The organism is Pseudoalteromonas sp. N1230-9 (genome assembly GCF_032716425.1).
GTDB lineage: Bacteria > Pseudomonadota > Gammaproteobacteria > Enterobacterales > Alteromonadaceae > Pseudoalteromonas.
Map to the genome: position 1 here is coordinate 2,185,712 of NZ_CP090419.1, position 19,553 is coordinate 2,205,264.

Genomic DNA, 19,553 nt, shown 5'->3' on the forward strand with positions numbered 1-19,553 from the left:
TGAGCAAACATTTCTTTTGTTACACTAAGCAAAGTTTAAATTTATTGGTTGATTTAATGCTGTATTTAGGTTGTCCGCAGTGGTCTAGCACCGCATGGAAAGGAAATTTACTCTCTAGTCACTGTAAAAGCGCCGACATGCTCAGTGAGTATGCGCAATGCTTTAATTCAGTTGAGGGCAACACCAGTTTTTATGCTGACCCAAGTCATGAGTCATTGTTACGCTGGCATGATGCGGTACCCGAAGACTTTAAATTTACTTTTAAGTTTCATCGGCGTTTTAGTCACGAATTACAACTGACTAATATAAATAGTGAGCTGAATGCATGGCTAAACTTATTTGAGCCAATTTTTGCCAAAACAGGGCAAATTATGTTGCAGTTACCCAGTGCCTTTGGCCCGAATGCCCTGCCACTACTAACTAACTTTATTGCCCAGTTACCAAAACAGCTTAATTACGGCGTAGAAGTTCGTCACCCTGCCTTTTTCCAAAAAGGAGAGGCTGAAATTCGTTTAAATCAGCTATTGATTGAAAATAATATAGACCGCATCAGCATGGATACTCGCGCTTTATTTGCTGTACCCGCCGATAACGATGCATTGATTGATGCACAAAAGAAAAAGCCTCATTTACCTGTGCATGCAATCGCTACAAACAATAACCCACTGGTGCGTTTTGTTATTGCAAGCTTAGATCACGAATACAAATCCTATTACCAACCTTGGCTCAAAAAAATAAACCAATGGCTCGAAGAAGGTAAATCACCTTATGTATTTTTTCATACCGCAGATAATCGCCAGTCACCACTTTTAGCAAGACAATTTTGCCAAGATTTAGGTTACAATCACCCCGTGCTTGCGCCTTTTATAGGTGAACGCGAAGCAAGCCAAAGCAGTTTATTTTAATTTCAGAGTGCATATGAAAGATTACAGCCGTTATTTTCAAGGTTACCCGCCCCATATTATTGAGCAAGTGTTACAGCTATTTAATGGCGACAAAGCTGCAAACTATCTAAAGGGCAAATACCCTGACGCACATAGCATTACCAGCGACAAAGCTTTATACAATTACGCCACGGAGCTAAAAAAGCGTTATCTTAAAAATGCCCTGCCTTTTGGCCGTGCCGCGTTCAAAAAACAAGGCGATATGGTCACCAATGCATTAGGTACCCATACTTTTCGTATGCAAGGTAAAACCCGTAAACACGACCTAGCCATTAATAGCGATTTACTTCGCGCACCTGAGCCTTTACTCAAAGCGCTCGTCGTACATGAACTGGCTCATTTTAAAGAGAAAGACCACAACAAAGCATTTTATCAACTATGTTGTCACATGGAGCCGCAATACCATCAACTAGAACTGGATTTAAGAATATTCAGCGTATTAGTCGGTGAAGGAAAAAATCCTTACTAGAGTGCCTAGTTTAAGTGAAATCGGCAGCGCTTTATTCAACTTCAAACCTTATTTGACCAATTAGCTGCCCTGATTCTGTAACCACTTTAACTATCCATTTGCCAGATGAATCTGCAGGGAAATTCGTTTTATGACTCCACGCCCTATAGCCCTTTTCCCGTCCACCCGATATTTCTAATGGAATACGCTCAACCTCTTTACGGTTATGCACCCATACATGGTAAATTTTTTCATTCAAGCCTCTCGGGGCTTTAACAGCGCTAAAGCTATATAGACCTTTTTGATGTAAAGCATGCTCGGTTAATTTTTGAATCGGCTCTATTGGTTTACGGGCTTGTTCGTCAAGCTGATACGACATGCTCATATCGGTTAAGCGCAGTGCCGCAGGCGGCACAAAGCTACGTAACTGCCATAAACCTGCACTGAGCGCTCCTAATAGCAAGACAAGTAATGGAAAACGCCACCATTTTGCATTAGGCATTAAGTTACCTAAGCTTGGTATGGTAAAGATAACAGCTGTAATGAGCGCAATTTCAAAGCTCTGGCTGGTGGTAAGTTGGAATAAAATAGGTAAAGTAACTGAGATTACAACAAATAACGAAAAGTTATGAAAAACAGTAAATAACACACTGTGTTTAGCGAGTTTTTTATAATAAAGCGGGTCAACAACAGAGATAAATGCGCACAGTGCAATTAAACCAGTAAATGCAGCCTGAGGGTGATCCCACGTTGTTACCGCTAAAAAAAACGGCAGTGCAAAAAACAAACTCTCTTGCTGCACAACCTGTAATGCAAAACGCATAAAATTGGGAGACACAGCCAAACCAAATTGCTGTTCAACTTTATCCCGTAACCAGTTATCTAGAATTAACCAAACCCAGCTTACAAGTAAAAGTATAGAAATAACTTGCGAGAATGACTCTTTTCGCTCAACGAATATAAAGCTTGCAACCCCACTGCAAAAAGCCAACACCGCCATAAGACCAGGGCGCTTTTGCATTGCTATGACAAATTTTGTTATAAAGTCTTTTAAGTAATTCATGCAATCATAAAATCCGTTTAAGAGTATGTGATTAAAGCATAAATTGGATGAATGTAGGCTTTAAAAACGAGCTTTTAGTTCAATGCAGTTAGACATTTAGATGAAGCTAACAAGCAATAAGTATTATTTTCAAAAAGGAACAAATGGAATGTTATATAGGATCTTGATAATGCTTTTATTACTCTCTAAGTGTATAACTGCAAATGCATTTGAAGATTATAGTTTTTTTAATGGTGAATGGAATTGCAAAATGAAATCAGTATTACCAGACGATGCAATACTAGAAGTTGATAGCCATATAACTACTTCAATCGAAGATTTAAACTCATACGCAAGAAGCTTTTTTAAAATTTACTTCAAACAAAACCCTAATGTGGCCTCTATTATTTCTGTAGAATCCTCAGAAAAAATGGATTTTGAGGGTGATATCATGATCAGCTTTGATTCCTATACCCATAAAACAAAACTAATCAAAGATGATCTAAATTTATTTTCACCAGAGTCTGTGAAAAGCTTTACTCGAGGGCCTTCAGTGACAGTTAAATCAAAAATCAAAAAAATAGACGATGAGACTATTACGTTAATTGGGATCCCAGACAAAGATGTTATCAATTGCTCTAAAGCACAAAAAAGCGCGGTTTAAACCGCGCCTCTATTTTCCCTGACGGCTGAAAGCCAAAGTCGTTGGGTTACAGCCCTAACTCTGCCATAAAATCATCATCTGCATCGTCTGCTTGTGATGATGCTTTTTGCTTTTCAGCTTTTTGTTTAGCTTCGTTTTCGATGATGTCATCTGGATCAACGGCTTCTGAAATATCAAAGTCATGTAGTTTGATAAATTCAGTTTTATCCATTGCTAGTTCTAGATAGAAAATATTTTGCTTCGCTGTAGTGAATGTTACACGGCGAGCTTGTGGTCTATCCATGGTAGTATCAACAGAGATTTGCACCTGCTTGTTAATCGCCATCATTTTAGGTTGGTTTTGAGTGATTGATGTATGCAGCTGCTCTCTTACCTTAGAGGTAAAGTCGCCCACAATTTGGTTCATCAGCTCACCTAATACATTAGCAACATCATCTGATAAATGGCTTTGCGCAATTTCATCTTCTGGCATCCCCATATTACGCATATAGTCATGGTAGATTTCCATGGCTGCTTGCGCTGTGAAATTAGTAACAACTAGGCCTGTAAAGCCACCATCAAACAATACAAAACAGCCAATATCTGGGCGCATACAGGTACGGGTAATTTTTTGCACCATCGCAGAATAACTAATATTGTTACCACTTGCTGATGACAATACGCCGGTTACTGAATGACACAGAGTTGATAAGATATCTTCGGTACTGATCACTTTGCTTTTAGTCATTAAACTTCTCTTTTTTGTACTTGTTATTGATAATTCTAGCCAAGCTACTGAATTTATCACTGACTATCCAGTTAAAAATGCTAAAATAGCGGTATTATTTTTTAAAGAGACTGTTCACGTGACGCAAAAAGACAGTATTTATGCCACTGAGCAAGCGGTTAAAGACTTTAGCTTTGACCAACATGTAGTAGAAGTTTTCCCTGATATGATCCAGCGCTCGGTGCCAGGCTATGCCACCATAGTAAGCACCATGGGTAAGCTGGCTGGCGAGTACGCGCAAAGCAATTCAAACCTATACGACTTAGGCTGTTCACTTGGTGCAGTAACGTTAAGTATGCGCCGTAATATTCGCACCGATAACTGTAATATCATTGCGGTCGATAACTCACAAGCGATGGTTGAACGCTGTAAATTACACTTACAAGGTTTTCGCTCTGACGTGCCGGTCACCGTTACGCTGGGTGATATAAACGATTTAGCCATCGAGAATGCCTCTGTGGTCGCGATGAACTTTACTCTACAGTTTATTCCACCTGAAAAACGCCAAGCGGTGCTTGAAAAGATTTATGCAAATTTAAAACCTGGCGGCGTTTTGTTGCTTAGCGAAAAAATTAAAGGTGAAGATGAGCAATGCGATAATTTGCTCATTGATTTACACCATGATTTTAAGCGTCATAACGGCTATTCGGAGCTTGAGATCAGCCAAAAGCGTACGGCTATCGAAAACGTCATGCGCCCTGATCATTTATCTACCCACTTAAACCGATTAAGTGAAATTGGTTTTAGCCAAACGCAAGTGTGGTATCAATGTTTTAACTTCTGCTCGATGATTGCAATCAAGTAATCATCACAACGATATAAAAGAGTATTTCATGTATCAATGGTTTAACCAATTTTACGCTGCGATTGCACAAAGCCCGCTTAGTCACTGGCTCGAAACTTTGCCAGGTCAATTAAAGCACTGGGAACTAGAAGCCAGCCATGGCGATTTATCTAAATGGCAAAAAGTGCTGAAAAACTTACCTGAAGTAAGCACCAACCATGTAAATCTTCAGAATAAAGTACAAATTGGCACCGGTGATGAGCTATCTGAAGGTCAGCAAAAACAGTTAACGCATTTATTAAAGCGCATGATGCCATGGCGTAAAGGGCCATTTAGCTTGCACGGTATTGAGATTGATACTGAGTGGCGCAGTGATTGGAAATGGGATCGTTTACTGCCGCATATCGAACCGTTAAAAGGCCGCACTGTGCTTGATATTGGCTGTGGCTCGGGTTATCACTTATGGCGCATGCGCGGTGAAGGCGCCAATTTTGTGGTGGGTATTGATCCATCCGATTTATTCTTATGCCAATTCCAAGCGATTAAACACTATCACCAAGATGAAAACGTGCATTTATTGCCGCTAGGTGTAGAGGCTCTGCCAGAACTAAAAGCATTCGATACCGTGTTTTCGATGGGTGTTTTATATCACCGCCGCTCACCTATCGACTTTTTAGCGCAGTTAAAAGCGCAGCTTCGCCCAGGTGGTGAGCTGGTACTTGAAACCCTGGTTGTTGAAGGTGATGAGCATACAGTCTTAGTGCCAACCGACCGTTATGCCAAAATGCGTAATGTGTGGTTTATTCCAAGCACCGCGGCATTAAAACTATGGATGGAGCGTGTTGGCTTTAAAGATGTACAAGTTAAAGACTGCGCAATCACAACACTTGAAGAACAACGTAAAACCGAGTGGATGGAAAACGAATCACTGGTCGACTTTTTAGATCCAAATGACACCAGCAAAACCATCGAAGGTTACCCTGCCCCTCTTCGCGCTATTTTAACCGCGAAAGCTTAAGCCAAATTTGGCTCTCGGTTTTAGGCTCTGAACAAACCAAGAGCCTAAAACCCAATAGCTAATTCCTTTTTTAGCGGACAACTGTCCTTGTCAAGTCGGTTAAAGTGATTTTTCAACTAGCCGCGCCATTGCAATTGTTGTAAAATACGCGCGTTTCTAAGCAACCCACATGCAACTTTTTTGAGGAAAACCTGTGAGCGAACAAAAACAGTCTCTTAGCTATAAAGACGCGGGCGTAGATATCGATGCCGGTAATGCACTTGTTGAGCGTATTAAAGGCGTAGTTAAAAAAACCAGACGTCCTGAAGTAATGGGCGGTATCGGTGGTTTTGGCGCACTTTGCGAACTACCAACTGGCTATAAAGAGCCTGTACTGGTTGCTGGCACAGACGGCGTTGGTACAAAACTACGTTTAGCTATTGATCTTAAAAAGCACGACACAGTGGGTATTGACCTTGTTGCTATGTGTGTAAACGACCTTATCGTACAAGGTGCTGAGCCACTATTTTTCCTTGACTACTATGCAACTGGTAAATTAGACGTAGATACTGCGGCTGATGTTGTAACAGGCATTGGTAAAGGCTGTGAGCTATCTGGCTGTGCATTAATCGGCGGTGAAACTGCTGAAATGCCTGGTATGTATGACGGCGAAGACTACGACATGGCTGGTTTCTGTACGGGTGTTGTAGAAAAATCAAAAATTATCGACGGTACTAAAGTGGCTGCAGGCGACCAATTAATCGCACTTGCATCAAGCGGTCCTCATTCAAACGGCTTCTCATTAATTCGTAAAGTACTTGAAGTATCTGGTGCAGACACAAGCGCAGAGCTTGAAGGCAAAACACTTGGCGATCACCTTTTAGAGCCAACTCGCATTTACGTTAAACAACTACTTGAGTTATTCAAGCAGGTTGACGTTCACGCGTTATCGCACATCACGGGTGGTGGTTTCTGGGAAAACATCCCGCGCGTACTTCCTGAGTCTGCAAAAGCAGTAATCAAAGGCGATAGCTGGGAATGGCCTGTTGTTTTCAACTGGTTACAAGAAAACGGCAACATCACAACTCACGAAATGTACCGTACATTCAACTGCGGTGTAGGTATGGTCTTAGTTGTTCCTGCTGACAAACTTGAGCAAAGCTTAACAATTCTTAAAGATCTTGGCGAAAATGCATGGCACATCGGTGAGATCCAAGATGCAAAAGCAGGCGAAGAACAAGTAGAAATTTTAGGTGGTCGTGACTAATGACCCCTTGTCGTCTTGTTGTATTAATTTCTGGTAGCGGTTCAAACCTTCAAGCCATCATCGACGCCTGCGCGCGCGGTGAAATCAAGGCCGACATCGCCGCTGTAATTAGTAATAAAGCCGACGCCTATGGCCTTGAGCGAGCAAAAAAAGCAGGTATACAAACACGTGTACTTAGCCATAAAGATTTTGACTCGCGTGAGGCCTATGATGCTGAGTTAATGGACATTATTGAAAGTTTTGAACCAAATCTGGTTGTATTAGCTGGTTTTATGCGTATTCTAACACCTAGCTTAGTGCAAAAATTTAAAGGAAAAATGTTGAACATTCATCCTTCTTTGTTGCCTAAGTACCAAGGGCTGAATACCCATCAAAGAGCAATAGATGCAAAAGATGAGGTTCACGGCGTAAGTGTTCACTTTGTAACTGAAGAGCTAGACGGCGGTCCCGTTGTGCTTCAGGCCAAAGTGCCGGTACTCGAAAACGATACCGCAGACACACTTGCGCAACGTGTTCATCAACAAGAACATATAATCTATCCTTTGGTGGTCAAGTGGTTCAGTGAACAACGACTCAAGATGGAAGCAGATTATGCAGTTTTTGACAAAAAGAAACTTCCTGCACACGGCGCACATTACCCAGAATAAAAAACGAAGTGCCCTACTCGCATGTGTGGGCACTTTATTACTTCCTACCAGTGTTTTAGCTGGCGACCTCACTCAATACCAAGCCAAATACGATGTACTTCGTAAAGGTGAAACCCATGGTAAAGCGGTACGTGAACTAAAAAAAATCAACGATGGCAACTATGTACTTACCTATCATAGTGAAATTGAATGGATGATTTTTTCTGATTCACGAAAAGAAACCTCCGAATTTAGTTACCAAGATCATAAAATATCACCTCTTAGTTACGCTATGGAGCGAACAGGAACAGGGCCAGACAAAGAATATACGCTCAAGTTCGATCCTGTTCACAAGCAGGTCAACAGTAACCAAAGTAAATACCCACTAAAATTCGATTGGTCAGATGATTTCCAAGACTCTTTATCGTATCAAGTACAGGTTCGCGAAGAATTAAAGCAAGGTAAAACGCAGCTTTCGTATCCTTTAGTCGATAAAAAAGGTAACCTGCGTAATTATGACTTTGAAGTCATTGGTACAGAAATGATTTCATTGCCAATCGGTAATATAGATGCAATTAAAGTAAAACGCTTATACGACAACAATAAACGTCAAGCCCTTGCTTGGTTTGCCCCTGAAATGGACTACATGTTGGTTCGCATGTGGAAAGGTGAAAAAGGTGTCGAACAGTTTGAAGTACAACTTAACTCATTCACTGTCACAACACCTGTTACCGTAGCTAATGATAAGTAGTCGCGATTTTACATCGCGAAAAGCGTCTACATCACACTAAGGTATCAGCGTTTAGGTAAATTATCTTTTAAAAGTCGCGGGTGAACCCGCTTCTACCTTAGATTAATTCGCCCATTTTAAACAACGCAAACTCACCTGGCTCCATTTTTTGCCAGCGTTCGTCATTAGTGAGCGGCCTTGTTGCAATGACAGTAACCACATCATTCGGTGTGGTTTCTTTTTGAAAATCAACCACCATATCAGCATCAATTAATGTCGCTTTGCCAAACGGCGCACGGCGTGTGATCCAGTGCAGATTATTAGTGCAATATGCCAACACATACACACCGTCAGTAAGCAACATATTAAACACGCCCTTTTCACGTAAAGTATGCGCAAGTTTAGCCACATAGCGAAACACGGATGCCATATTTGAAGGACGTTTTGGGTATTTTTCTCGCACTTTATCAAGTAACCAGCAAAATGCTAATTCACTGTCGGTATTTCCAACCGGTCTATAATGCTCAGGTTTTAAATCATGATAATTAGAAAGTTGACCATTATGAGCATAAGTAATTTCACGCCCCCATAGCTCACGAGTAAATGGGTGGGTATTTTCAAGACACACACGACCACGATTCCCCTGACGAATATGGCTTATCACCGAAATACTCTTTATTGGGTAAGCTTTCACAAGCTTGGCAATCTCAGACTGGCAACTTGGCTCTGGGTCTTTAAACGTGCGACAGCCCTTCCCTTCATAAAAAGTAATACCCCAACCATCTTTATGCGGCCCAGTATTCCCCCCACGTTCTAATAACCCTGAAAAACTGAAACAAATATCCGTTGGTACATTGGCCGACATGCCAAGCAACTCACACATAAAACTCTATACCTATATACATAATGAAAGAATTGCATCGCAATGCAGCTTTGCTCGCAGCTATTGTTAAACATAGTGGCACTGTTAGCAACTAGCTCCCTAATTTTTTATAAACTCGATGGGTAAACTATTAAATATATGATGGTAATTTCAAAAATAACCGCTTAAATCAGCTTACTTTGATTTAATGTACAACTTGTTCAAACAAACACAGCAGTAATTACTGTTTTATCCTTGTTCCCCTCTTGATAATTGCTTGTTCTAGCGCTACTCTAAAAGAGGTGGTCTGACCTCTATTAAGGAATAATCAATGACTCTCATATTTTTACTAGGTTTACTCGTGCTGCTTAGCGTTGCGAGTTACCACAGATCAAGCTGGAATACCTGTTTAGGTATTGCCATTGCGACTTTACTTGTTGGCACATTTGCTGGCGCGTTTGGCGCAATTAGTTGGCTACTATTCTTACTTATTGCTGTGCCACTTTCTGTGACTAGCATTCGTCAACAATACATCATTAAACCAATCTTTGCTGCGTTTAAAAAAGTAACACCGACTATGTCGGATACTGAAAAATCAGCCATTGATGCTGGTACTACATGGTGGGAAGCGGATCTATTTTGTGGCCGTCCTGACTGGAACAAATTACATCAGTACCCTGCTCCGAAATTAACAATCGAAGAGCAAGCGTTTATTGATGGTCCAGTTGAAGAAGTATGTAGCATGCTAGATGACTGGCACGCAACACACGAACTAACTGATTTACCGCAAGATGTTTGGCAATACCTAAAAGACAACAAATTCTTTGCCATGATCATCAAAAAAGAATACGGCGGTTTAGAGTTTTCTGCTTATGCACAATCATGTGTACTGCAAAAGCTAACAAGTAAATCAACGTTACTATCTTCTATCGTAGGTGTACCTAACTCGTTAGGTCCTGGTGAGCTACTTCAGCACTATGGTACTAAAGAGCAAAAAGATCATTACTTACCACGCCTTGCAAGTGGTCAAGAAATTCCATGTTTTGCTTTAACATCACCAGAAGCAGGTTCTGACGCAAGTGCAATTCCTGATTACGGTGTTGTATGTAAAGGTCAATGGAACGGTGAAGAAGTTGTTGGTATTAGCTTAACGTGGAACAAGCGTTATATTACTCTTGCCCCTGTTGCGACTGTACTTGGCCTTGCATTTAAACTACAAGATCCAGACGGTTTACTCGGTGAAGACAAAGAACCTGGTATTACTTGTGCGCTTATCCCAACAGATACCCCAGGAGTAGAAATTGGCCGTCGCCATTTCCCGCTAAATGTTCCATTCCAGAATGGTCCTACTCGCGGTAAAGACATCTTCGTACCACTTGATTACATCATTGGTGGCCCGAAAATGGCAGGTCAAGGCTGGCGTATGCTTGTTGAATGTTTATCTGTTGGTCGTGCAATCACATTGCCGTCTAACTCAACAGGTGGCATTAAAACAATTGCGCTTGCAACAGGTTCTTACAGCCGTATTCGTCGTCAATTCCGTTTACCTATTGGTCAAATGGAAGGTGTTGAAGAGTCATTAGCAAAACTGGCAGGTTACGCATACAGCTCTGATGCTGCTGTTAGCATGTCTACAGGTGCTGTTGACCTTGGTGAAAAGCCATCGGTTGTATCTGCGATTATCAAATATCACTTAACTGAGCAAATGCGTGAAGCAACAATTCACGGCATGGATGTTCACGGTGGTAAAGGCATTATGCTTGGTCCAAACAACTACTTAGGTCGTGGTTACCAAGGTGCGCCAATTGCAATTACTGTAGAAGGTGCAAACATCTTAACGCGTAACATGATCATCTATGGTCAAGGTGCGATTCGCTGCCATCCATTCGTGTTAACCGAGCTTGGTGCTTGTGCGATTGAAGACCGTGAAGAAGCACTGTCAGTATTCGATAAAGCGTTAATGGGCCACATTGGCTTTACGATTTCGAACCTAGTTCGTACTAAGTGGTTAGCCTTTACTAATGCTCGCTTCACAAGCACGCCATACAAAGACGAAACAGCGGAATTCTACCGTATTGCATCTCGTTTCAGTGCGTCATTAGCATTAATGTCGGATATCAGCATGGCGGTATTTGGTGGTTCATTGAAGCGTAAAGAGCGTATCTCTGCACGTTTAGGTGACTTACTAAGCTACTTATACCTTGTATCTGCAACACTTAAACGTTACAACGATGAAGGCCGTAAAAAAGAAGATTTTGCGCTTGTTCAATGGAGCTGCCAAGATCACCTTTATCACTGCCAACGTGCACTTGCTGACTTAATCAATAACATGCCATCTGCACCACTTCGTGCAATGCTAAAAATCATGTTATTCCCATTCGGTCGTCCTGTTCGTAAACCTACTGATAAGCTTGAGCACAAACTTGCTCACTTATTACAAGTACCAAGCGAAACTCGTAACCGTTTAGCTAACTACATTTACCTTAAAAACGAGCCGCTTAATCTTGTTGGTCGTCAAGAGCAAACGCTTAAAGACGTACTCGAAGTTGAACCGCTGTTTAATAAGGTATGTCGTGAAAAAGGTGTAAAACTGCCTTTCTTCCAACTTGATAAAGTAGCGCAAATGGGTCTGGAAGCAGGCATTTTAAGCCAAGCAGAAGCCGACAAACTAGCCGCAGTTGAAAAAGCCCGTCTTGACGTTATTAACGTTGACGACTTTGACCCTGCTGACTTAGTTGCTGGTAAAGTTGCTCGTGGCGAAGGCAATAAAAAAGCGGATGCCGCTTAAGCAATAAACAGTATTCCAATTGTTATAACAAACCAAACCAGCGCATAATGCGCTGGTTTTTTTTGCGCTAAATATTGCTGTAATAAACACCATACTGCCCCGATAATTATTAAAAGCATGTTAGTGCCGAGCATGCTTATAAGTACCACGAGAGCCAGAACAAAAAATACTAGGCTAGGTAAAAAGTGGCTTATATAAAACTGCTTGCCTTGGCTGACACTTTGAAAAAATAACCGATATTTATTAAAAACAGCCATGCAATCAAACTGCAGTGAGCTCGCTAGCAACACGCATACTGAAAAAGCAGTAGCTTGTATCAGGTCACTAAAGTCGTTACGGATTGTAATTAGCTGCAATAAAGCTAACAACAGTGCAACTAGTACTGCTCCACGCCAAATTAAGCTCCAACTGTGCTGTATAAAGTAGCTAAGCCAGAATAAACCAAACGATTGCACTTTCAATTTATGACTCATTCTTACAGATGGGAGCAAAGTCGAACAGCAGAAAATAGCAACAAAACCCAAAAAGTAGTGCAGCGAAGTAAAACTTACAGGCAGTAATACCAATACAAAACTTATTAAGAAGCTATAAAAGAGCGCAAGTGGCCTATAAAGAACAAATACCCCACAAAACCATTGCAACAACATGAACAAAAGAAAATGAGGCACTTGTAGCCATTGCTTTAGTGATAGATCCATTGCTATTAATAAACTCGCAATAAGCCAAGCATTACTTAAAAATAGTAATTTGCAGTCAACGCACACTCGCCAAGAAGATTTAAATAAACTGCGCTGAAATGCCCTGTTTTGCGCATTTTTAATGGCTGGGGCCATGGCCCATACCATCACAGATTCAAGTAAAAGATAAACCACTGCTAATTTTGCACCGTAAGCAGGTGCTGCATGGCTATCAACTATTTTTCCAAGCCCTAAAAACAACAGTAAAGCCAAACCAAGAAATGCAGGACCCAGTACGAGTGCGAACAGCAAGCTAAAACTCTTTAGCTGAGACAGCATACTTTTAAGGGTAGTCGTATATGCTAGATATCGAAAAGAGAGGAATGAGATGTATCTGGCAAAGTAGTCAATCATAATGATGAACACTCAAAACCGTGCTGTAAAAATACCTCCGGTTCATGGCTTGTTATGATGATCTGCCCATTAGGTTTATCATTAAGGTAGCTATTAAGCAATTTGAGTAAAAATCGAATGCTTTCTTGGTCTAATGCTGCACTCGGTTCATCTAACAACAAAAATGGGGCTTGCTTTAAAAAAGCAATAATAAGTTGGCACTTCTTTTGATTACCACTCGACAAAGCACTAAAACGGGTATTGAGGTGCTCATCAAACCTAAATCCGGTAATAAGTTGCTCTGGCATTTCTTTCTTTAACGCCTTACAACTAAGTTCAATAATTTGTCGCGCGGTTAAAAAATTGGGCAGCGCAATACGGTCACTGGCAATCGAAACATAACTTTGAACAGATTCAATTGTTTCACTATTGAACAAAACATACCCTGATTGTGGATTTTCGAGGCCTGCAATGATCATCAGTAATGTTGTTTTTCCCTTGCCATTAGCTGCTTGTAAACAAGTTTTTTTGCCGTTGAACTGCTTATTATAATTTTTAAAAACTTGAGCCGAAGCGAAACGCTTATTGAGGTCTTTAATTTCTATCATGATTATTCCTTTAATTGTGGAAAAATACTAACACACTGGTGTCCACATTTAGTTACATGATTTGTAACAAATATCAACGCTCGAAGGCTTGCGTTTATAAATTGAACAAGTAAGACTCTATTGCGGAAAAATAAAAAGGAATAATTACAATGAAACCGAGTTTCCAATTAGCAGCCATTGCTTGTGCGCTCAGCCTTGCATTAGCAGGATGTTCACAGTCAAACCAATCAACAACTAATACTAATAACCAACAGCAAGTCCAAACAGTTAAACAATATGATGCTGAGACCTTTTTTGATACAACCTCAATTATGGGTAGCAGTTTTTCACCGAAGGGCGACAAAGTACTAATAAGCAGCGACGAAAGCGGTATTTATAGCTTGTACGAAGTCGATATTAAAACCGCCAAGAAAGCCCGTTTAACAGATTTTGAAGACAGTACTTATGCAGTCGCTTATTTCCCTAACGATGAGCGCGTATTATTTACTAAAGACTCAGGCGGTAACGAGCGTTATCACATCTATGTGCGCGAAACCGATGGCACAGTTAAAGATCTCACCCCAGGTGAAGAAACCCGCGCGGGTTTTGCAGGCTTCACTGAAGATGCGAAACAATTTTTTATAACAAGCAATCAACGTGATGCTAAGTTTATGGACCTTTATCGCGTTGATGCTAACAGCTATGAAGTGACCCCTGTTTATCAAAATACTATGGGGCTTGATGTCGGTGCAATCAGCCCTGATGGCCGTTTTATTGCTTTATCGAAAAACAATTCGAACAAAGACAGCGATGTATTCATTCTTGATACTCGCAAAAAAACGCTTAAACCAGAACTCATCACTCGCCATGACGACGATGCCAAATACGGTCCTGAAACCTTCTCAAGAGACAGTAAATCACTGTATTACTCAACCGATGCCAAAGGTGAGTTTGCAGAAATTTGGCGCTATGATTTAACGACTGGCGAGCATAGCCCTGCCCTCAAAGATGAATGGGATGTGAGCTTTATTTACTTCTCTAAATCTGGTCGTTATCAAGTAAGTGGTGTTAATGCTGATGCGAGCACTAAGGTGTCGATAATCGATACCACCACAGGTAAAGGCATTGCTATGCCATCATTACCGGCTGGTAACTTACGTGGTGTAAACTTCTCTGCTGATGAAAAGACCATGGCGTTTTACTTGAATTCAGATACCTCGCCAAGCAACTTATTTGTGTGGCAACTCGGTGAGTCGAAAGCGAAACAGTTAACCAACACACTAAGTGATGCGATTGATCAAAATGACTTAGTTGAAAGCACAATTGTACGCTTTAAAAGTTTTGATGGTTTAGAAATCCCTGGGGTTTTATATAAGCCTAAGCAAGCTAACAGCAACAACAAAGTACCAGCTTTAGTTTGGGTGCATGGCGGCCCAGGCGGACAAAGCCGCACAGGTTATAGTGCAATGCAGCAGCATCTAGTCAATCATGGTTATGCCATTTTTGCAGTCAATAACCGTGGCAGTTCAGGTTACGGTAAAACCTTCTTTCATTTAGATGACAAAAAGCATGGCACTGACGATTTACAAGATATCGTTTATGGTAAAAAACACCTGCAAAGCCTAGATTGGGTTGACGCAGACAAAATTGGCATCATGGGAGGGAGTTATGGTGGTTTCATGACTGCTGCAGCACTTGCCTTCGAACCTGAAGAATTCAAAGTAGGCATTAATATCTTTGGTGTAACAAACTGGGTTAGAACCTTAAACTCGATCCCACCATGGTGGGAGAGTTTTAAAAAGGCGCTGTATGATGAAATGGGCGACCCCGCGACAGACGGCGAACGTCACCGTGCAATTTCGCCGCTCTTTCATGCTAAAAACATCACTAAGCCATTAATGGTGATCCAAGGTGCTAACGACCCACGGGTTTTACAAGTTGAAAGCGATGAACTTGTTGCCGCTGTAAAGGCAAATGGTGTGCCTGTCGACTATGTGTTATTTGATGATGAAGGCCATGGTTTTACTAAAAAGGAAAACCGTATTAAAGCCTCAAACGCATACCTTGAGTTTTTAAATACCTACTTAGATAAGTAGTAAAACAGTAAAGGTTAAAGGCCGGTTTTATACCGGCTTTTTTATGCAAAATACCTGTATACAAGCAAAATTTAGTATTTCATACAGTACTGTACGAAATACTGTATGAATTTAGTGGTAGATTTTTCACCTTTTTAGCTCTTCAAAGAAAATCATAACTACATGTTTAATAACAACTAAATATTTTTAATTAAAATAAAACTGAACTATTGGTTAAAAAATAGCAAAAAAGTACTTGCGCAAAAACACTGTATAAACTACTGTATACACATACTGTATAAACAACCAGTGAGTGAAAGTTATGTTACAGCCAATTACATTAAGAACAGTTAAAAGCTACCAACAAGATAACGACAAAGCGTCTGTTAATTTAATTCAAATTGAAGACGAAATATCAGCAACCTTTGAGTTATTAAAAGTATTGCATCATTACAATAGCCAAAATGCATGGACACTATTAATTGCCCCTGATCATGTACCTAGCAAAGCATTATTAGATTCGTGTTCGATTGATACCAGCAAACTACTTGTGATCAGACAAAAGCATTTAGTTAACCTTGAGTACGTACTTAACTCAGCATTACATAACGGTAATTTTGCTGCTGTGATCACATGGACAGATATTGTAAACAACCACCAACTAGATTCGATGAATTTAAACCTTGAGCAGGCATCTGCTAAGTTTTATTGTTTTACAAAAAGCGCTCAATTAAACAATTTAGTACCCCAGCCACAATAGGCTTGTTAAAATAACAATTTATAGTTTTAGGTAAGTTGTTATGACATCACTCACATACCCCCTTTGTCCTTGTGGCAGCGAATCGACTTACGAGCTTTGCTGCCAGCCTTTTCATACAGGCGCAAGCCAAGCTGATACGCCAGAACAACTTATGCGTTCTCGTTTTAGTGCTTACGCGCTAAAAGATGCAAAATATGTATTTAGTACCTATGCACAAAGCCAGCAAGCCGCGAACTCGGTTCGCGAAATTAAAGATTTTGCAAATAGCTGTCGTTTTACCAAGCTAAACGTTTTAGATACTGAATATAACGAGCAAGAAGGTTTTGTAGAATTTAAAGCAAATTACTTTTACCAAAACTTGTATTGTGAGTTACACGAAAAGTCGCGTTTTATTAAAGAAGATGGCCTATGGCGTTACCTTGATGGTGATATAACGCCCGTTGCAGATATTAAAATTGGCCGTAATGATGAATGCCCTTGCGGTAGCGGCAAAAAATATAAAAAGTGTCACGCAATTTAAATCACGGCTATTCACTTTTTATATAGCCAATCTAAACCTTGACTGGCCGTTGTAGGGAAAGCCGTTGCGTGGTGGGCATGTGGAATAACAAATAAATTTGTCATCACGTGTTCGCCACTTTGCTTATTAATTTTATCTACTAATTGTTTAGTACCAAAAACCATTTTTTCACCTTCACTCTCTTCAAGCTCACCCACTGCGATGTAAACTTTTGTAGTGTTGGTAGCTGGTTTTACAGCCATAGCTAATATTGAGTTTTCTTTAAACCACACTGATGGACTGCCAATAATATAGCTTGAAAAAAGCGTCGGCTCGGTAAATAAGGTATAAGCAGCAAACAGGCCCCCTAATGAATTACCGACAAGTGTCTTTTGCGTGCCAGTTCGATAATGGGTGTTAATATAAGGAATAACAGTGTGTTTTAAGTAATTTAAATGTTGCTTTGCGCCCCCTGTAGCACGTTTCCATGTCTTATCAACAAACGGTGTGTAATCATGAATTCGGCTATTTAGCCCTGATATGCCCTTTTGATAACCAACGGCAACAAGAATTACTTCCTCAATGGAGCCTGAATTCATCATAAAACGGCTAGCACCTGAGGCTATGGGCAAACTGTAATTGGCGTCTAACAGATAAACCACAGGGTAACGTTTCTGGCTTTGTTTTTGATAGCTACGTGGCAGTTTGATAGTAATGGGGTATTCGTTTTCTGTATGTTTATCTTTTAGCAAAACTGTATCAGTGCGCGGCAGAGTATAGGGTTCAGCCCAAGCGGTAAAGCTTGTCCCAAAAATACAGAACATCAAAATAAAAAGTATATTAGGCATCGTTAATCCTTTAGCCATTTCTTAATGGGTAACACCCACTCATCTTTTGGCTCATAAAATGCGCCATGAGAGAGTCCTGTATTAATGCTTATTTCTTCGAACTTAGTAACTTCACTCCTATCAATTAAAAATTGGCAAGAGCCAACCTGATCTGAACGTTCAAAGATTGAGTAAACCTTACCGAATGCCCTAACTGATGGATGCTTTTTAATTAAACCTGCACACCCTGCTAATATTATTAAGTTGATATTTGTGCGTTTAAGTTCATTGGCTGCCAGTACCGATAATGCCCCACCTCGTGAAAAACCGACCAGACTAATATGCGACTCAGGAACACCTGCCTTTAATAAAATGTCGACATCAGCAGCTAACTTTTTAGCAAATAAAAATGGGGCTGTGCCTTTTTTTCGGTGGTATGCAATTAAGTTATAGGCTGGATCTGCTAGTGCTTTTTTAATTGCAGGAAAATCATAAATGCCATATTTTGGATGACGTGGACGAGTGTGCTCACCTTCGACGATGTAACCATGAGAATAAAAAACATAATGCTCATTGCTATTGAAGCTACTAGGAAGCTCATCATAAATAGTATTTGCTTGGACTTGGCATCCGCAAATAACGAGTAGTAATAAAAAACGGCGCATACTAATCCATAGCTAGGCAATAAAAATGGGCCATAAGGCCCACTCTTAGATTCGCTCGTTTGACGTTTACTCTTCGTCAAACTCTTGTAATTGTCGCTGTGCAGGACGCGCTAAGATTTCAACATAAAACGTCATAAGTCCTTTGGCTTCAATATCGCTAATGCATTTGTTGATCTCTGCCACATGCACAACCTGAGCATCTTCTGCAGATTCGCCAAACTTACAGTCAAACGCCCAATAATCAGCCCCTTCAGGAAGTGTTTTGTTGCGTTCACGTTTTAAGTATTTTTTTACTTCGTGTTTGGCTGCATCAACCATACGAGGATATTTGATTTTCTCATGGTTAAGCGTGAATGTTTTTTTCATTATGGTCCTAATAACTTGATTCAATAGTCATGGCATAAAGCCACTAGGTCGCATTATAACAAGCACATTTAAAATTAGCTGTAGTTTTTAATAATACGCTGAAATTTACCTATATTACCTATTGTAGCGTACAAGAAAGTTATGACAATGGAATTAATTGTTTAAGCTGTCGCTAAGTACAAAGGCTGATGAATTGATTCGTCTTTTAAGCCATCATAAAAAGCCGCTGCATCCATTTGTGGTCGCTCTGTAACACTATTATTAGTGTAATAACGCTTTCTAACAGCAGGTTCGCAATTATCAATGACATTTAATGGCACATGGCATTTATCATCACGAATTGTCAGTGGCTCTGGGTTTAAACATTGACGTAAACGAATGTCTGTAAGTCCACCACTTAGAAGACGAAATGCATTTTGCTCGCCAATTAGCATGTCAAATTGCTCTGGTGCTAATGCTTGCTTTGGTCCCGCCCCTAACTCATTACGTAGCGCTTGCTCAGATATTTGGGTGTTAGCTAACTCTGATTTTGGTAGGTGAAACTGACTAAAGTCGAGCACATCATGAGAGAGCATTGCCAATAGTAAAGCAAATTCTCCACTGCGTTGCTCATGAACACTTTTATTAAGACGATTATCAAGTTGACTCTCATTGAGTAACAAACCATCAATTTGCATAGACTTTAGCCGAATAGTTTCAAGATTAACCAGTTATCGGCATTAATCCATTTTTCTTTAGTTTTTTTCTTTACTTAAATAATCAGTTTGCTATTATCAGCGCCGTTGC

The 19,553-nt window shown here is 40.4% G+C and carries 21 protein-coding genes; 12 read left to right on the forward strand and 9 right to left on the reverse strand.

What is annotated here, in order from left to right:
• The first annotated feature begins 56 nt into the window (after nt 1-56).
• Both LY624_RS10205 and LY624_RS10210 read left to right on the forward strand, forming a co-directional pair.
• Nucleotides 57-905: a DUF72 domain-containing protein gene (locus LY624_RS10205; protein WP_341802912.1), complete on the forward strand. Its 849-nt coding sequence runs from the start codon at nt 57-59 to the stop codon at nt 903-905.
• A gap of 13 nt (nt 906-918) precedes the next feature.
• Complete coding sequence (locus tag LY624_RS10210; protein WP_341802913.1) at nt 919-1,413, forward strand: M48 metallopeptidase family protein; 495 nt, start codon at nt 919-921, stop codon at nt 1,411-1,413.
• Between the two features lie 31 nt (nt 1,414-1,444).
• Here the strand turns inward: LY624_RS10210 and LY624_RS10215 are convergent, their stop codons facing one another.
• Nucleotides 1,445-2,455 (reverse strand): DUF5924 family protein, encoded by a 1,011-nt coding sequence (locus tag LY624_RS10215; RefSeq protein ID WP_062569376.1) that lies wholly within the window; start codon nt 2,453-2,455, stop codon nt 1,445-1,447.
• Nucleotides 2,456-2,624: 169 nt separating this feature from the next.
• Between LY624_RS10215 and LY624_RS10220 the strand changes: the two genes are divergently transcribed.
• Complete coding sequence (locus tag LY624_RS10220; RefSeq protein WP_130150160.1) at nt 2,625-3,098, forward strand: hypothetical protein; 474 nt, start codon at nt 2,625-2,627, stop codon at nt 3,096-3,098.
• A gap of 46 nt (nt 3,099-3,144) precedes the next feature.
• Here the strand turns inward: LY624_RS10220 and LY624_RS10225 are convergent, their stop codons facing one another.
• On the reverse strand, nt 3,145-3,825 hold the full coding sequence (locus tag LY624_RS10225; protein WP_341802914.1) for a DUF3334 family protein: 681 nt from the start codon (nt 3,823-3,825) through the stop codon (nt 3,145-3,147).
• Nucleotides 3,826-3,943: 118 nt separating this feature from the next.
• On the opposite strand from LY624_RS10225, the gene cmoA reads away from it, so the two are divergent.
• From cmoA to LY624_RS10250, 5 genes are all read left to right on the forward strand, one after another.
• On the forward strand, nt 3,944-4,669 hold the full coding sequence (cmoA, locus tag LY624_RS10230) for a carboxy-S-adenosyl-L-methionine synthase CmoA (protein ID WP_193988968.1): 726 nt from the start codon (nt 3,944-3,946) through the stop codon (nt 4,667-4,669).
• Between the two features lie 28 nt (nt 4,670-4,697).
• Nucleotides 4,698-5,666 (forward strand): tRNA 5-methoxyuridine(34)/uridine 5-oxyacetic acid(34) synthase CmoB, encoded by a 969-nt coding sequence (gene cmoB, locus LY624_RS10235; protein WP_341802915.1) that lies wholly within the window; start codon nt 4,698-4,700, stop codon nt 5,664-5,666.
• A 193-nt stretch (nt 5,667-5,859) separates the two neighbouring features.
• Nucleotides 5,860-6,912: a phosphoribosylformylglycinamidine cyclo-ligase gene (gene purM / locus LY624_RS10240; protein WP_054551593.1), complete on the forward strand. Its 1,053-nt coding sequence runs from the start codon at nt 5,860-5,862 to the stop codon at nt 6,910-6,912.
• Entirely contained in the window at nt 6,912-7,559 is a 648-nt protein-coding gene (gene purN / locus LY624_RS10245) for a phosphoribosylglycinamide formyltransferase (RefSeq protein WP_341802916.1), read from the forward strand. Before purM ends, purN begins: the two co-directional genes overlap by 1 nt.
• On the forward strand, nt 7,513-8,289 hold the full coding sequence (locus tag LY624_RS10250) for a DUF3108 domain-containing protein (protein ID WP_445936740.1): 777 nt from the start codon (nt 7,513-7,515) through the stop codon (nt 8,287-8,289). The genes purN and LY624_RS10250 overlap by 47 nt, the downstream gene beginning before the upstream one ends.
• Before the next feature lie 97 nt (nt 8,290-8,386).
• Here the strand turns inward: LY624_RS10250 and LY624_RS10255 are convergent, their stop codons facing one another.
• A complete protein-coding gene (locus LY624_RS10255) occupies nt 8,387-9,151 on the reverse strand; it encodes a class II glutamine amidotransferase (protein WP_130150165.1) in 765 nt (254 codons plus the stop codon).
• Between the two features lie 310 nt (nt 9,152-9,461).
• Here LY624_RS10255 and fadE point away from each other — a divergent pair, with 310 nt between their 5' ends.
• Nucleotides 9,462-11,918 carry an acyl-CoA dehydrogenase FadE gene (gene fadE / locus LY624_RS10260; protein WP_130150166.1) on the forward strand — a complete coding sequence of 819 codons (2,457 nt, stop codon included), beginning with the start codon at nt 9,462-9,464 and terminating at the stop codon, nt 11,916-11,918.
• Here fadE and LY624_RS10265 read toward each other — a convergent pair.
• Together LY624_RS10265 and LY624_RS10270 are read right to left on the reverse strand one after the other, a co-directional pair.
• Nucleotides 11,915-13,009, reverse strand: coding sequence for a DUF6136 family protein (locus tag LY624_RS10265; RefSeq protein WP_341802917.1), 1,095 nt, complete (start codon nt 13,007-13,009; stop codon nt 11,915-11,917). The genes fadE and LY624_RS10265 overlap by 4 nt on opposite strands.
• A complete protein-coding gene (locus LY624_RS10270) occupies nt 13,006-13,596 on the reverse strand; it encodes an ABC transporter ATP-binding protein (protein WP_341802918.1) in 591 nt (196 codons plus the stop codon). The genes LY624_RS10265 and LY624_RS10270 overlap by 4 nt, the downstream gene beginning before the upstream one ends.
• A gap of 149 nt (nt 13,597-13,745) precedes the next feature.
• Between LY624_RS10270 and LY624_RS10275 the strand changes: the two genes are divergently transcribed.
• The 3 genes from LY624_RS10275 to LY624_RS10285 all read left to right on the forward strand — a co-directional run bounded on the left by LY624_RS10275 (nt 13,746) and on the right by LY624_RS10285 (nt 16,930).
• Nucleotides 13,746-15,671, forward strand: coding sequence for a S9 family peptidase (locus LY624_RS10275; protein WP_341802920.1), 1,926 nt, complete (start codon nt 13,746-13,748; stop codon nt 15,669-15,671).
• Nucleotides 15,672-15,972: 301 nt separating this feature from the next.
• Nucleotides 15,973-16,410, forward strand: coding sequence for a SulA-like leucine-rich domain-containing protein (locus tag LY624_RS10280; protein ID WP_341802921.1), 438 nt, complete (start codon nt 15,973-15,975; stop codon nt 16,408-16,410).
• A gap of 40 nt (nt 16,411-16,450) precedes the next feature.
• Nucleotides 16,451-16,930, forward strand: a complete 480-nt coding sequence (locus LY624_RS10285; RefSeq protein ID WP_341802922.1) for a YchJ family protein — start codon at nt 16,451-16,453, stop codon at nt 16,928-16,930.
• An 11-nt stretch (nt 16,931-16,941) separates the two neighbouring features.
• Here LY624_RS10285 and LY624_RS10290 read toward each other — a convergent pair whose 3' ends face one another.
• From LY624_RS10290 to LY624_RS10305, 4 genes are all read right to left on the reverse strand, one after another.
• A complete protein-coding gene (locus tag LY624_RS10290) occupies nt 16,942-17,757 on the reverse strand; it encodes an alpha/beta hydrolase (protein ID WP_341802923.1) in 816 nt (271 codons plus the stop codon).
• Between the two features lie 2 nt (nt 17,758-17,759).
• Nucleotides 17,760-18,401 carry an alpha/beta hydrolase gene (locus LY624_RS10295; protein WP_237118298.1) on the reverse strand — a complete coding sequence of 214 codons (642 nt, stop codon included), beginning with the start codon at nt 18,399-18,401 and terminating at the stop codon, nt 17,760-17,762.
• A gap of 66 nt (nt 18,402-18,467) precedes the next feature.
• Nucleotides 18,468-18,767, reverse strand: a complete 300-nt coding sequence (locus LY624_RS10300) for a DUF6172 family protein (protein WP_062570016.1) — start codon at nt 18,765-18,767, stop codon at nt 18,468-18,470.
• A gap of 161 nt (nt 18,768-18,928) precedes the next feature.
• Nucleotides 18,929-19,444: a VC2046/SO_2500 family protein gene (locus LY624_RS10305; RefSeq protein ID WP_062570015.1), complete on the reverse strand. Its 516-nt coding sequence runs from the start codon at nt 19,442-19,444 to the stop codon at nt 18,929-18,931.
• Between the last annotated feature and the right edge of the window lie 109 nt (nt 19,445-19,553).

What these genes read in the sequence shown, in the direction of transcription:
- LY624_RS10285 (WP_341802922.1), top strand. Translation starts at nt 16,451, where the DNA reads ATGACATCACTCACATACCCCCTTTGTCCTTGTGGCAGCGAATCGACT.
- LY624_RS10280 (WP_341802921.1), top strand. Translation starts at nt 15,973, where the DNA reads ATGTTACAGCCAATTACATTAAGAACAGTTAAAAGCTACCAACAAGAT.
- fadE (WP_130150166.1), top strand. Translation starts at nt 9,462, where the DNA reads ATGACTCTCATATTTTTACTAGGTTTACTCGTGCTGCTTAGCGTTGCG.
- LY624_RS10225 (WP_341802914.1), bottom strand. Translation starts at nt 3,825, where the DNA reads ATGACTAAAAGCAAAGTGATCAGTACCGAAGATATCTTATCAACTCTG.
- LY624_RS10265 (WP_341802917.1), bottom strand. Translation starts at nt 13,009, where the DNA reads ATGATTGACTACTTTGCCAGATACATCTCATTCCTCTCTTTTCGATAT.
- LY624_RS10275 (WP_341802920.1), top strand. Translation starts at nt 13,746, where the DNA reads ATGAAACCGAGTTTCCAATTAGCAGCCATTGCTTGTGCGCTCAGCCTT.
- LY624_RS10215 (WP_062569376.1), bottom strand. Translation starts at nt 2,455, where the DNA reads ATGAATTACTTAAAAGACTTTATAACAAAATTTGTCATAGCAATGCAA.
- LY624_RS10270 (WP_341802918.1), bottom strand. Translation starts at nt 13,596, where the DNA reads ATGATAGAAATTAAAGACCTCAATAAGCGTTTCGCTTCGGCTCAAGTT.
- LY624_RS10305 (WP_062570015.1), bottom strand. Translation starts at nt 19,444, where the DNA reads ATGCAAATTGATGGTTTGTTACTCAATGAGAGTCAACTTGATAATCGT.
- LY624_RS10290 (WP_341802923.1), bottom strand. Translation starts at nt 17,757, where the DNA reads ATGCCTAATATACTTTTTATTTTGATGTTCTGTATTTTTGGGACAAGC.
- LY624_RS10210 (WP_341802913.1), top strand. Translation starts at nt 919, where the DNA reads ATGAAAGATTACAGCCGTTATTTTCAAGGTTACCCGCCCCATATTATT.
- LY624_RS10255 (WP_130150165.1), bottom strand. Translation starts at nt 9,151, where the DNA reads ATGTGTGAGTTGCTTGGCATGTCGGCCAATGTACCAACGGATATTTGT.
- LY624_RS10205 (WP_341802912.1), top strand. Translation starts at nt 57, where the DNA reads ATGCTGTATTTAGGTTGTCCGCAGTGGTCTAGCACCGCATGGAAAGGA.
- purN (WP_341802916.1), top strand. Translation starts at nt 6,912, where the DNA reads ATGACCCCTTGTCGTCTTGTTGTATTAATTTCTGGTAGCGGTTCAAAC.
- cmoB (WP_341802915.1), top strand. Translation starts at nt 4,698, where the DNA reads ATGTATCAATGGTTTAACCAATTTTACGCTGCGATTGCACAAAGCCCG.
- LY624_RS10300 (WP_062570016.1), bottom strand. Translation starts at nt 18,767, where the DNA reads ATGAAAAAAACATTCACGCTTAACCATGAGAAAATCAAATATCCTCGT.
- LY624_RS10220 (WP_130150160.1), top strand. Translation starts at nt 2,625, where the DNA reads ATGCTTTTATTACTCTCTAAGTGTATAACTGCAAATGCATTTGAAGAT.
- LY624_RS10295 (WP_237118298.1), bottom strand. Translation starts at nt 18,401, where the DNA reads ATGCGCCGTTTTTTATTACTACTCGTTATTTGCGGATGCCAAGTCCAA.